The following is a 13,612-nucleotide window of genomic DNA, read 5'->3' as shown; positions in this document are numbered from 1 at the left end:
CGATCGCAAGCTTCGCCCCAGCCATCCAGTGGCCCTTTCCCCCACTGAACGGCCAGCACACCGCCCGGAACGATAGTACCTATTACGACTCTTTCTTCGCGCTCCCCGGGCGCAAGGCATTCATCAGAACGTCGCGCCAGAGGAAAGCCGCACTCAGTAGCGCAGCAAGCAATGCTACCAACACCATGACCATCAAGGGCCGTGGGCGCTCTGGTAAGTTCGGCACAGACGGCTCCGCGATAAAACGAGGTTGCGACTGGAACCGGACCGTCGTCGCCGATATATCGGCTGCTAGCGACGACAACTTCTCCTTCTGGGCGTCAGTCGTGGCCTTCTTGCCGAAGTCAGCAATCACGGCGGACACCTTGATCACGCTATCACTGCCTCTGTGCGCTTGTGCCGCAGCAGTTTCCGCCTGATCGGCCAGATCCTTCATCAAGGTTTGTTGGTCAGCTTCGCGATCGAGCCTCTGGATCTTCTCGCGGATGCCGATAATCTCGGACTCGGCCCCAACAAGTTGCGCCATCGGAGACATGAATTTCTCATTGTCCTTACGCACATCGACCACCTGCGAGGCCTCGCGTCGGGCGGCATCCGGATAGTCAGCCAGGATTTTCTTCAGCGCCGTTGCCCTGATTTGTGCCTGCTCGATATCAAACTGATACTTGCGCCTGCGCTCAGCAGCGCGATCGGAAAACTGCCTGCTATCCGACGTCCAAACTGAAACGAGCTGACGCACAGCCTCCAGCGTTGCCATATCCTTGAAATATGCGCCAAGCCACGTGGCCACCTTGGCTGCGTCATTGGGATCCGAGGTCGTGGCGGTGAACCGTACTCCCAGGTACACGATCGGAACCAGCGCGGTATCCCGGCTTTCCTCTGCAGCCCTCTCACGCCCCGCAGGCCGATCGCGCTCGCGCTCGCGCTCCTTCCCCTTCTCGCGCTCCTGCTCCAGCTGGAGTATGAGATCAGGCAGTTCCTTGGCATCGCCTCTGCTTACCCGCGGCACCGGCTTCTGCCATTCACCTTTCACCACGTCCTTGATCAAGCGATTGACATCATAGCTATCCAGGCCTGCGGGCGGCGATACCGCCACGAACTGACGCACAGTCCTGGCATCATTAGCCAACTCGGAAATCCGCTTGTACTCCGACGTACTCATTTCCACCTTAAGGACACCCTCGGATCTATAGCGCAGCAGCGGCCCATAGCCCAAACCCGCGCCTACAGCCGCGCCAGCCAAAGCAGTCACCAAAACTATCAATACCTTCTTTCGCATATTCATTCCAAACTTCTGTAGGGCTATTTTTTTATTTAACGAATGGCATTCAGGCAGCGATCACACAACTCTCGGCTCCTGCTGATTGCGGGTTATATCCGTGCACCAGTTGCTTCAGGACGCGCTTGATCGTCACCTCATCGTTGTGCCCCGCAGCCTGTCGCATCTCACCTAACACCAGCGCCAGTTGCCGCCACGCCACGAAATCTTCGCGCGCTTTCATGATTCGCTCGTGTGCGGTGGATTCCGGATTGTCACCAATCAACAACTCTTCGTAGAGCTTCTCTCCTGGCCGCAGGCCGGTAACCTTGATCTCGATGTCACCGTTTGGATTATCGTCGTCACGCACTGTCAGCCCGGACAGCTTGACCATTCGCCGCGCCAGATCCATGATTTTCACCGGAGATCCCATGTCCAGGACGAACACATCGCCGCCATGGGCCATGGCGCCAGCCTGTAATACCAGTTGGGCTGCCTCCGGAATGGTCATGAAGTAGCGGGTCACATCCTCATGGGTCACCGTCACGGGACCGCCTTCACGCAGTTGCTTTCGAAACAGCGGCACCACGCTACCACTGCTGCCCAGGACATTGCCGAAGCGCACCATGGAAAATATGGTGTCGTTCCGTACGTCCTGGCTCTGCATGCCGTCCTGCAAGTAAAAATCCACGGTTTCGCTAGCTGCCAGCGCTTGCAGGACGAGCTCGGCCATGCGCTTTGTAGCACCCATGACATTGGTGGGCCGCACCGCCTTATCCGTAGACACAAGGACAAAATGTGCCACCCCGCTTTCCATGGCGGCCCGTGCCGTGTTGAGGGTTCCAAACACATTATTCAAGACACCCTCCGACGGATTGCATTCCACCAGGGGTACATGCTTATAAGCCGCTGCGTGGTAGACGGTGGCCGGCCGATAGAGTTGGCAGATCTCCCGCATACGGCCAAAATTGCCCACACTCGCCAGCAGGGGAACAACGTCAACCGGCAATTCATGCTCGGCGCACAAGCTCTCCAACTCGCGATGGATCGTGTAAAGTCCAAATTCGCTATGCTCTACCAGCACCAGTTGTCGCGGCTTCTCCAAAAGTATCTGGCGACACAACTCACTGCCAATACTCCCGCCGGCGCCGGTGACCAGCACCACCTTGCCAGCCAGATTGCGTGCCAGCAAAGCTGGGTCTGGGGGTACGGCCGCGCGCCCCAGCAGATCTTCAACATCCAATTCCTGGAAGTCATGCACAGTTACCCGCCCAGACGCTAGGTCCACCATACCTGGTAGCGTACGTACATGAACCGGCAATTCTCGCAATTGGGCAATAATCGCGTTGCGGCGCGCACGACCCAGGGATGGGATAGCAAGCAAAATATCGGTCACTCCCATACGCTCGACAGCGTCGGACACTTCGTCGGGGCTCATAATGTCAACGCCGTTGATGCTGCGACCGACTTTGGCTCCGTCATCATCTACAAAGCCCAGCAGCACAAACTGGTGCGCGACACCCAGGGCGGAAGCTGTCTGCACCCCTGCCTCGCCCGCCCCATAAATCAGTAGCCGACCTTCGGAATAAAGCGCCTTCCCGGACCAGCCTGCCAGCCAAAATCTTGCGAGGGCCCGGCTCGCGCCAACCAGCAGCAGGAACAGCATCGGCTGGATCAACCCTACGCTACGGGGCACGCCCTCCCATTTGACCAGGAGGAGAACGACAAAGAACAGCGCTCCATAGATGCCGACTGCCTTGGCCGTGCTTGCCAATGCGGCCATCCCTGTATATCGGAAGATGGCACGGTAAAGGCCAAAGCGGACAAAGATGGGGAACGCAATCAATGGCGCCAGAAGGTAGACGTACTTTTGTTTTGTTGCTGTTGTGGGAGTCCCGTCTGGTCAATGCGCAAATAGAATGCGACCCAGACGGAAACCAACGCCAGCGCCAAATCCAGTGCAACCACTACCACGCGCTTGGCAGGGCGCGGCAACGCCAGCAATGGGACGGCAAACTTGTTCAACGGCATGCGCGCCCCAACACATCCGCCACTACCTCGCGGGTCCTCTGTATCTCCGCTCTGGTAAGCGTGGGATGAACCAGGAACATCAGACTAGTTTCGCCCAGCTCGCGAGCCACGGGCAAGCGTTCTGCTGGGCGCCAGCCCGTATTGTCGAACGCTTTTTCCAGGTACACCTCGGAGCACGAACCCTGAAAGCAGGGCACGCCGCCCTCGTTAATAGCCTCCACGAGGCGATCACGGGTCCAGCCAGGAGCAAGGTGCTCGGCTTGCACGTAGACGTAGCACTTATAGTGAGCGTGTACGCTGCCTTCGGGCACGGACGGAATGCGTGTCACTGGGAACGGGCGACAGGCCGCCCAGATGGCCTCGGCGTTGGCCGTGCGTTGAGCGGTCCAGTCTGCCATGCGTCGCAACTGAATGCGCCCGATGGCCGCCTGCATTTCCAGCATGCGCCAGTTGGTACCAAAGCTCTCGTGCAGCCAGCGAAAACCCGGCGGGTGCTGACGCTCGTATACCGCCTCAAAGCTCTTGCCGTGGTCCTTGAATGCCCACATGGCGCGCCACAGGGCTTCGTCATTAGTGGTCACCATGCCACCTTCGCCGCCTGTGGACATGATCTTGTCCTGACAGAAGGACCATGCGCCCACGTGCCCGATGGCCCCTACGCTGCGGCCTTTGTATCGAGCACCGTGCGCCTGGGCACAGTCCTCGATCACCTTCAACCCATGCTGCTCAGCCAACGCCATGATCGGGTCCATGTCGCATGGCCAGCCGCCAAGGTGAACGCAGAGCACGGCCTTGGTGCGCGGCGTAAGCACGCGCGCAATGGTGGCAGCGGAGAGATTCCCGCTATCTGCCTCCACATCGGCAAATACTGGCGTGGCCCCAACGTTGACCACGCTCGAGACGCTGGCAATAAAGGTTCGCGGTGTCACCACCACTTCATCGCCCGGGCCGATCTTCAGCGCGCTAAGCGCTACATCCAGCGCCAGCGTGCCATTGCCTAGCGCTACGGCGTGGGAAGTTTCGCACCAGGCAGCAAACTCCTTTTCGAACTCACGGCACTCGGTGCCCGTCCAGTAATTGACCTTATTGGACAACAGCACCTGCTGCAGGGCATTGGCCTCTTCTGTAGTGAAGCTAGGCCATGGGGAAAATGGAGTATTCAACATAGGTTGTCAAACTATCAAAAAAGTCAGTTGCGCCAGACTAGACGCCTCATATTCGGACAAGCGGCATTGCGGGGCACCCAGCCACCGTCAAGCCATCCCCTACTGCCTTTACCACTACAGCGCCGGCACCTACCATCGCGCCTGCGCCAATACAGGTTCCCTGGCGCACTGCAGCCCCAATACCCACCCAGCTGCAGCCCCCCACGATCACGTTACCCGATAGATGCGCGCCCGGACCGATATGCACGCCCTCCGCCAAAACGCAGTCGTGGTCCACCGTGGCCCCGGTGTTTATGATGCAGGCCTCCCCTACGGCGGCATCGACAGTCACCACGGCGCCCGCCATGACCACGGTACCTGCGCCCAAGCGAGCGAACGGGCTCACGCAAGCATGCGGATGTACTACCGTGGCCAGCCGCGCGCCCGCTGCGCGCAAGACCTGTTGCTTCTCCCACCGCGCCAGGCAGTTGCCAATGGACACAAGCACCCCGTCGAATTCCAGAACACGCGTCAACAGTGCCGCCGTATCACCACTCACAGGCCAATGGCCATTGACGGATACTCGCGGCCACGCATCGTCGAAAAACTCCACGCTTTGCCAGCCTGCCGCCAGTGCAGCGTCCGCCACTACTTTGCCGTGGCCGCTGGCTCCCAGCAAAGCTAGTCGCTTCATTGCTTGCTACCCGTGAACTTGGACATTGTCGCCTCACCGGCAGCACTGATACCTTCGCGCACCAACACCTTTCGTACCGTTAGCCACAGTATCTTGACATCCAGCCACAGTGACCAGTTATCGACATACCACACGTCGAGCTTGAACTTGTCCTCCCAACTGAGCGCGTTCCGGCCGTTTACCTGCGCCCACCCGGTGACCCCTGGGCGTACCTCGTGACGACGAGCCTGCTCGGTCGAGTACAGAGGTAAATACTCCATCAGCAGCGGACGCGGGCCAACCAAGCTCATGTCGCCCTTGAGGACGTTCCACAGCTCGGGCAGTTCGTCCAAGCTGGTACCTCGCAGAAAGCGTCCAAAGGCGGTAAGCCGGTCGGCGTCCGACAGCAACTGGCCATCTGGCCCACGCGAGTCCGTCATCGTGCGGAATTTGATCATCTCGAATGGGCGACCGCGCAAACCTGGCCGTACCTGTCGAAAAAACACGGGACTGCCAAGCCTCCTGCGCACCAACAGGATCAGGATCAGAAGTGGTAGGCACAGAAGCAATAGTGCCCCCGCGGCCAAGAGAAGATCAAAAACTCGTTTCATGCGATGCCCATTTCACGCAGCATCACGGCGTTAACCTTATGCACGTCGTACTTATCTTCCGCGATCTGGCGCGAGCGTTGACCCATGCGCGAGACTTTCTCCCCATCTTCAATGAAGTTCAGCATAGCTTGCTCCAAACCGTCCACGGACTTGACGGGCACCAGGAAACCGTTATCGCCGTTGATCACCGTCTCGCGGCAGCCCGGCGCATCGGTCGTAATGATCGGCCGCCCCATCGCCATGGCCTCAAGCACGGAACGCGGCGTACCCTCACGGTATGAGGGCAGTACGTAGACACTGCTATTGGCAATGGCTGGCCGCACATCCGACAAACGACCAAGGAACTCCAACGTACCATCCTCCACCCAGGCATCCAGTTCATGCTGCGCAATGGCATCCGGATTGGAATCAATCCAGCCAACCAGCGCACACCGGACATCCGTATATTTTGTCCGGATGCGGCGGGCCGCCTGCGCATATTCACGCACCCCCTTGTCGCCCAATAGCCTCGCGATCATCAGGAAACGCGGTGATCCGGTCGGCACAGGGGCCACTGCGAAACTGGAGACGTCCACTCCCGAACCATTAACCACACAAGAAGGCGTGACGGCGGCCAGGATTGACCTCTGACGAAACAAAGCCTCGTCATCTGGGTTCTGAAAAAATACCCCATGCGCCCGCCCAAGCGCCAGGGCGTACAAGCGCTGTACCATCGCCTGCAGCGCGCCGCGCCCGCCCTCGCCCTGGAATGCATAACCCAGACCGGTGATCAATGCGAAGCGATGCGGAACACTGGCCAGCCACGCTGCCAGGGTCCCATAAATGACTGGCTTGACGGTGTACCCCATGACCCATTGAGGGCGAATGCGACGCATCACGCCGCACAACGACCACAGCGTGCGCAAATCCGCGAGCGGATTCGTGCCCGTGCGCCGCATGGGAATGTCGTGCACGGTCAGCCCCCGAGCTTCCAACTGCAAGCGGATCGGATGCCCAATCGGCACTTCCGGTGCGGCTACATGCACCTGCAGGCCCTTGGCCTGCAGTGCAGCAATCAAGGGGGCCCTGAAGCCCATGAGCGACTCGGCAAAGCCCGCAATCATCAGGAACTTCACGTGCCCCCTCCCAACGACACCGACTCTCCAGCCAGCCACGCCTGAAACATCAAAATACACCACAGAGGGTGCTGCCAGTTGCGCTGCCCGCTTAGATGCTCAGCCCACTTCTGACGGATAGGCACCGGATTCAGGAACCCCTCGCGCTTGAGGCGAGACTCACTCAGCAGTTCTTCCGCCCAGGGGCGGAGCGGCCCCCTCAACCAAGTATCAATTGGCACACCAAATCCCATCTTCGGCCGTTCTATTAGCGCTTGCGGTACGTGCCGATAGAGTACCTCGCGTAGCGCCCACTTCGTGGTGTAGCCATTGTTTTCACGACGCAGCTTGCATTCGAGCGGAAGCTGCCATGCAAACTCGACGACGCGATGGTCCAGGAACGGCACGCGCGTCTCCAGACTCACTCCCATGGCCGCGCGGTCTACCTTGGTCAGAATGTCATCGGGGAGGTAGGTCAGCATGTCGAGCGCCATCATGCGCTCCACGTCGGTCAATCGAGCCAACTCAGGCAGCGCCTTGGTGAGCAGTGTGACGGGCTCGCCCCCTCCCAGTACAAGCGAAGCCGGATCCTGCCACTGCGATACCATCCCGCGGTACAAATCCTCGGCGGAACGCGCCGCCATGACCCCCGCGCCTTTATGGAGCTTATCGCCCACGTTCGCCCAGCGCGAAGCCATAGGCACCAAAGTAGCCAATTGATTCAGGCTCTGGGGCGAGAAGCGCGTCAGGCCCCATGCGATCGCCGAGCGGACGCTCGATGGAGCAACAGACAGTCTCTTCCACAGACTGGCCGTCAGCTGATAGCGGTTGTAGCCACAAAAAAGTTCGTCGCCCGCATCGCCCGAAAGCGAAACCGTAACATGCCGCCGTGCCAGCTCACTCACCAGGAAGGTGGGTATTTGCGACGAGTCAGAAAACGGCTCCTATCCCCAGGTGCCTTGCTACCGCCTTGGCATGCTCCGCCTCGTTGTACGCAGTTTCGTGAAAGCCGATGGAAAAGGTCTTCACGGGGCGCGAGGACTGCGATTGCATCAGCGCCACCACAGTCGAGGAGTCCACCCCGCCAGACAAGAAGGCACCAAGTGGTACATCGGCCATCATCTGCTGGCGTATGGCGTCTTTCAGCAACGCCTCCAAAGTGTCCACGGCATCCGTCGTGCTGCCGGCGAAAGGCCGTGCGGAGCCTTTCGCCGCGACTTCGGCACCAGACCAATAGGCACGTATCGAAGGCTCCCGCGCCTGCAAGGAGACCCTCAGCAATTGTCCCGGTGGCAGTTTGCGAATGCCTTGGTAGATTGAGTACTCGCCGCCCACATTGTTGTGGCGCATATAGAGACACAAAGCATCACGGCTCACCTGCCTCTCAAACGCCGGGTGCGCATGCAACGCCTTCAACTCTGACCCGAACAGGAAGACGGCCGCACGGCCGCGTCCCTGCCAGCCATAGTACAGCGGCTTCTCTCCAAGACGATCACGCCCCAGTGTGAGCATGCGCTCTTGCCGATCCCACAAGGCAAAGGCAAACATCCCAATGGCACGCCCCACTGTGGCCTCGATACCCCATGCATCAAACCCTGCCAGCAATGTTTCGGTATCGGAATGCCCTCGCCAGTCGGGCGCCACTCCTTCCCTTTGCAGTTCCGCTCGTAAGTCGAGATGGTTATAGATCTCACCATTGAACGCGATGATGTAGCGACCACTGCCTGAGGCCATCGGCTGATGCCCTGCCGGCGATAGATCCACAATAGCCAGGCGCCTATGCCCGAAACCGATCTGCGCGTCCGGGTCGCACCACACGCCACCATCGTCCGGGCCACGGTGGCGGATTCGGTTGGCCATGCCCTCCAATAGGACGGCACGATCCGCTGCACTTTGCGAGTCTCCGCCCAGGAACCCTGTAAAACCGCACATGTCTACCGCGCTCCGACTTTCTGCAGCAGTTTCGCCAAGCGCGGCGCCACCTGCTGAACACAATACTCCGCTTCCACACGTCGGCGGCCCTCTCGACCCATAGCAGTGCGCATGGACAAATCTCCAAGCAGCTGGCTCAATCTAGTTACCCAGGCCTGCGCGCCGTCTGCCAGGAAACCATTCTCCCCATCGCGGACAATCTGCGTGTTCACACCTATGGGGGAAGCCACGACGGGCAACCCGCACGCCATATATTGAATCAGCTTGTAGCCGCACTTGCCATGCTCCCACGGAGAATCGAGCAACGGCATAATGCCAATGTCGCACTGCGCAATGGAGGCGACCTCGGTAGCTTCGGTCCAGGGAACGCACTCCACATCGACGCCGGGCAAATCCACGTTGGCACCGATCACCCGCAACTTGAAAGCAAAACTGCGGGCGAGTTCCTGTAGCGGCGCCTCCAATGTCGACAAATAGCGCGCCGTGGAGGGAGAGCCGATCCATACAATACGAGGCACTTGCCCTTCCTCGTAAGACCGCGCGGTCAGATCGTAGCGCTCCAAGTCCACCACAGTCGGCACAATTTCCACCCATGGCGCACCTGCATCCCGCGCGCGTTGCGCCAAGTACTCGTTACCCGCAACCACGAGGCTTGCTCCGGCCATCAGCCGGTCGATGCGCCGACCCAGCATGCATCGCACCAACGATGAGCGATGTAGGTCGTAATTATGAAAAAGCGCATCGTCGTAGTCCAGCACGTAAGGCACTCCGCGCAGCAGAGCACGTTCTAACGAGGCCGGGAACCAGGGCAAGGCTTCTTTTTCAATCCAGAGCAGGTCAAACGACTGGCGGCGTACGAGTTGCTTGATCCTTGCCCAATAGGATTGAATCAAGTGGCTACGCTGATAGCGTCCGCCTCGATATCTTGCCATCAGCGAGTCATCGTCGAGAAATGCTTGCGTGCTGCAGACGACGCCGGCGCTCTCCAGCCTTGGCGCAAACTGCATGAAACGCATTCGGGACGATGCGCCCATGCGCCCATAACGAGTCAGGACGAGACCATTAATAGTTTCCATCAACGCGCCTCTACCGGTCGAATCGATCGCAAGATAAGAGAAGGAAATAAAAACAAGTGCAAACAAGTAGACGTACGTTGCGTTATATTTCGGCACAAAAAAGCTAAACATCGAGACCAGCACCAGATTTGCCCAAAGAAATAATCCTGGCACGGACCTTGACCGAAGCGCAACTAAGGAAACGAGATCAATCGCAAAAATGATCAATGGCGCGCCAACGAAAACAAACAGCAATCCACCGTCGGAAAACAATGGCTCAAGGAAGGTACCGACATTGGTCAGAAATGGCACTTCCCTAAACTCGAGGATCTGCGGAGGGACCCCGGAAATAGCGCCAAACCCCTCCATAATTTTGGCTAACGGATAGAATACCCTGGACAGCCCAAAATCCGGACTCACATCACTCATTAATACGGAGAAATACCCAAATCCCCCAAGAATATAGACAAAGAAATTATTCAGCAACCCCTCCCCAGCATCGTATTTCCCGGTATATAGCGCCTGGGCAAAAAAAATCACCAGCGGCCCCAAAAATACAGCAAGATAAAATCGAAATGGGCTCTTCATAGACCCAAATTTGATTAATCCGAACCCCAGCGCGGAAGCAAGAAACAATATGGTCGGTCGAGTTCTATCTACAAACAGCAAATTTAAAAGAAACCAAACAAACCGATCAGGCTGAATAAAAATTTATCGACCAGGGTCGAAAGCAGGGTCGAAGCCTTCCCCGCGAATATCGCAAACAGGCAGTAAAAAATCGACAACCAGCTAAAATAGGAAATCTGGAAGCCGATCGATGAGGAATCCTCTGCCAACGCTCGAATTTCAAGCGGGTCGTTAAAAAAGGCCGTGAAGAATCCACCGATTCCGCCAAAACTCGCAGAAAAATCGTAAACATACAAAAACAAGCCGATAAAGCCAAACAAAGTACTCAGAGCAAGGAGGACATGATCCGACTTGTCATAGACAACATCCTCGCCCACCTTTCCGATCTCAATACTGTAAAAGTGCCCACGAATCAAGACATTCGACACCAAAAAGCAAACCACTACATAACCAAATATCAGCATCGCATTGACACTGACATCCAACTCAATGACACCGACCCCCAAAAGGGACAACAGGAAGGTCCAGATCAAGAACCCGTAAGTCGAGGGGATCAGGAATAGATTCCAGAATCTTTGCTTCATTTTAGTTTCAAGCAAAAATAAACCAACAAAACCGCATCAACGCTAACCCTAATCACCCATGCATAGGCTGCCCCCACAGCACCGAAATGCAAGATGCAAAAGTAGATAAGAGCAAGAAAGAAAGGGAACTCAATGAGATTTATCTTGGCCGTGGTGTCGGTTTTCCCGTCCGCGTGAAGCAAAGATATGCACATCGTCCCGATCGTATACGGCACCAACCCGAAACTGAGCACCTCAATGACGCTCCGCGACTCCGGAGAAAGCACCTTTCCGAGCCATAGAGTCAGCACGAAACCGCCGAGAAAAAAGTAGCAAACAGCTACAAAAAACATCCCTCCCAGCGACACCCCCAACATCTTATAAAATATCTTTTTCGCTCTGGCAGAATCATGGACCCTGAGCTGACTCAAGAACGGGAACGCAACCGTGGTGACGGCCCCAACAATGATCAAGCTCTGCGCCGCCATTTCATATGGAATGACATACGCGGTAACAGCGGCCGCAGATACTACCGAAGCAATATAAAATCTATCAGCAGATGCGACAACAGGATTCAGCACACTGCTTAAGGTAAACCATCCACCAAACTTAATCAGCTTCCTGGCAATCTCCGGCGAATAAGAGGACGGGTGAGCAACTAACAAATCGCGGATGCAACTCCTGGCAAGGATCCGATAAACCCACAAAGCCAATCCACGGGAAACAACCAGGCTCAGGATAAGCCAATGGACTTCCGTGGTGTAAATCGCAATAAGGAATGGGATCCCAAAATTAGCCGCGCCCAAGAAAATTTCTCAGAACGCTAATCCCTTTGAAATTGAGATATGCCTCATTCACACCTCGATAAGCAGCACTAATAGCCTGGAGCGGCAAAGCGATTGCCAAAAAACATATCGAGATCCTAATCTCGACAGGCGGCACCTGATCAGCCTTTACCAACCCTTCCAAACCAAATGGCAGCCCCATCAATATGACTATCGCCGCCAGCCCACCCGTTACCAAAGTAATGCGAACCGCAGTAGCAAGCACCGCTGGAATCTGCTGTTTCTCGGCTCCAGCCCCGGCCCTCATTTCCGCAATTCGATGAGTCGCCGCCCTTCCGATGCCTAAATCAAGAGCCCCAGCATAGCCAATCAAACCCCAAGCCAGGGCCAGAAGCCCAAACCTCTGGTTTCCGAGGGTCGCGACAAGATGCGGCACCGTGACGGCCGCGATCAACAAGGGCAAACCCAAGCCAAAAAAGTTCCAGGAGATATGAGATGCTCTCATCAATTAGAGGATATGCACGCAGGGAAAACTCTCCCGACGCTTATTAAAGTGGATATGTGCACAACGCTTCCGATGGATCATCAAATCCCGAACTAACGATTGCCGGTTACTCAGCACCGGCCCACGCTCTTGGAACAACGATGCTCGATACAAACTGACTCATGGCACTAGGAGCACTCATCAGCACTACGTAAGCCTAAGCTCCGGGCTCAGAAGCTGGATCTATCTTGTGCTCCCTGATATACCAACCCATCGCTTCCCGCAGGCCCTCGCCAATTCGATGGCTGGGCTCATACCCCAACAACTGGCGCGCTTTTCCCACGTCGGCTTGACTATGACGCACATCCCCCGCGCGGAAGTCGCGATAGACCGGTTGTACGTCCGCACTCACGCCATCAGACAAAAGATTTTCACGAAGCGAGGCAAATAGGCCATTCAAGGTCGTGCGATCACCAACTGCGACGTTGTAGACCTGGTTTCTGGCGCTCGGATTCTCCACGGTTGCGGCCAGCAAATTCGCCTGAACGGCGTTGGCAACATAGCAGAAGTCGCGACTGGTTTCGCCATCACCATTGATGTAGACGTCCTCGCCTTTTAGCAGCGACGCCGTCCATTTTGGAATAACGGCGGCATAAGCACCGTTAGGATCCTGCCTGGGCCCAAACACGTTGAAATATCGCAAGCCAACGGTATTGAAACCGTAGCAGCGCGCGAACACATCCGCATAGAGCTCGTTGACATATTTGGTCACGGCGTATGGACTCAACGGCTTGCCGATGCGATCCTCCACCTTTGGCAATCCCGGATGGTCCCCATACGTGCTACTGCTGGCCGCGTAGGTAAAGCTCCTCACTCCGGCATCACGCGCCGCCACCAGCATGTTCAGGAAACCCGTAATGTTGGTCGCGTCAGTGGAAATGGGGTCCGCCAAACTGCGGGGAACGGAACCCAAGGCTGCTTGATGGAGAACGTATTCGACCGCAATGGCTTGGCTTGCGGTCGAGGCATCCGTGCCAGGTGATCCGGCCGATCGGCCGAAGGTCATGGCACGGCGGCAGTCATCCAGATTGCGGATGTCGCCTTCGACTAGCTGAAAGCCAGCCCACTGTCCCGGTGTCACCAGCGTTCGAACTTCATCCAGATTGCGCCGATACCCCGTGGCAAAGTTGTCCAAACCCACGACGCGCTGGTTTAGCCGAAGCAATGTCTCCAGCAAATTGCTACCGATAAAGCCTGCAACGCCTGTCACAAGCCAGGTGTGTGATTCGTTGCTCAGACGCTGCTTGAGTTGCTCGAAGGAACTCGTTTGAGGAGAGAGGTCGGTCATATTGTT

The 13,612-nt window shown here is 57.0% G+C and carries 10 protein-coding genes and 2 pseudogenes; all 12 read right to left on the bottom strand.

The annotated features are described in order from the left end of the window. Nucleotides 1–82: 82 nt before the first annotated feature. The 12 genes and pseudogenes from OR16_RS25305 to OR16_RS25255 all read right to left on the bottom strand — a co-directional run bounded on the left by OR16_RS25305 (nt 83) and on the right by OR16_RS25255 (nt 13,606). Entirely contained in the window at nt 83–1,285 is a 1,203-nt protein-coding gene (locus OR16_RS25305; protein WP_006161079.1) for a hypothetical protein, read from the bottom strand. A gap of 43 nt (nt 1,286–1,328) precedes the next feature. Next, a pseudogene (locus OR16_RS25300) lies at nt 1,329–3,289 on the bottom strand (polysaccharide biosynthesis protein). Continuing rightward, nucleotides 3,280–4,455, bottom strand: a complete 1,176-nt coding sequence (locus tag OR16_RS25295) for a DegT/DnrJ/EryC1/StrS family aminotransferase (RefSeq protein ID WP_006161074.1) — start codon at nt 4,453–4,455, stop codon at nt 3,280–3,282. Before OR16_RS25295 ends, OR16_RS25300 begins: the two are co-directional and overlap by 10 nt. Nucleotides 4,456–4,501: 46 nt before the next feature. Further along, a complete protein-coding gene (locus OR16_RS25290; RefSeq protein WP_043421031.1) occupies nt 4,502–5,128 on the bottom strand; it encodes a NeuD/PglB/VioB family sugar acetyltransferase in 627 nt (208 codons plus the stop codon). Further along, on the bottom strand, nt 5,125–5,718 hold the full coding sequence (locus OR16_RS25285) for a sugar transferase (RefSeq protein ID WP_006161071.1): 594 nt from the start codon (nt 5,716–5,718) through the stop codon (nt 5,125–5,127). Before OR16_RS25285 ends, OR16_RS25290 begins: the two co-directional genes overlap by 4 nt. After that, nucleotides 5,715–6,833, bottom strand: coding sequence for a glycosyltransferase family 4 protein (locus OR16_RS25280; RefSeq protein WP_006161070.1), 1,119 nt, complete (start codon nt 6,831–6,833; stop codon nt 5,715–5,717). Before OR16_RS25280 ends, OR16_RS25285 begins: the two co-directional genes overlap by 4 nt. Then, a pseudogene (asnB, locus tag OR16_RS25275) lies at nt 6,830–8,744 on the bottom strand (asparagine synthase (glutamine-hydrolyzing)). The gene OR16_RS25280 and the pseudogene asnB overlap by 4 nt, the downstream one beginning before the upstream one ends. 2 nt (nt 8,745–8,746) lie before the next feature. Beyond that, on the bottom strand, nt 8,747–10,387 hold the full coding sequence (locus tag OR16_RS25270) for a glycosyltransferase (protein ID WP_006161069.1): 1,641 nt from the start codon (nt 10,385–10,387) through the stop codon (nt 8,747–8,749). Between the two features lie 83 nt (nt 10,388–10,470). After that, complete coding sequence (locus OR16_RS25265; RefSeq protein WP_006161067.1) at nt 10,471–11,010, bottom strand: hypothetical protein; 540 nt, start codon at nt 11,008–11,010, stop codon at nt 10,471–10,473. Beyond that, nucleotides 11,007–11,795 carry a polysaccharide biosynthesis C-terminal domain-containing protein gene (locus OR16_RS46360; RefSeq protein WP_237717220.1) on the bottom strand — a complete coding sequence of 263 codons (789 nt, stop codon included), beginning with the start codon at nt 11,793–11,795 and terminating at the stop codon, nt 11,007–11,009. The genes OR16_RS25265 and OR16_RS46360 overlap by 4 nt, the downstream gene beginning before the upstream one ends. Next, nucleotides 11,782–12,279: a hypothetical protein gene (locus OR16_RS46355; RefSeq protein ID WP_237717219.1), complete on the bottom strand. Its 498-nt coding sequence runs from the start codon at nt 12,277–12,279 to the stop codon at nt 11,782–11,784. The genes OR16_RS46360 and OR16_RS46355 overlap by 14 nt, the downstream gene beginning before the upstream one ends. A gap of 196 nt (nt 12,280–12,475) precedes the next feature. Continuing rightward, entirely contained in the window at nt 12,476–13,606 is a 1,131-nt protein-coding gene (locus OR16_RS25255) for an NAD-dependent epimerase/dehydratase family protein (protein ID WP_006161066.1), read from the bottom strand. Nucleotides 13,607–13,612: the final 6 nt, after the last annotated feature.

Origin of the sequence: Cupriavidus basilensis OR16 (genome assembly GCF_000243095.1) — a bacterium.
GTDB classification, from domain to species: Bacteria; Pseudomonadota; Gammaproteobacteria; order Burkholderiales; family Burkholderiaceae; genus Cupriavidus; species Cupriavidus basilensis_D.
The sequence above is the reverse complement of the archived record's forward strand: the minus strand, read 5'-3'. Positions and strand labels throughout refer to the sequence as shown.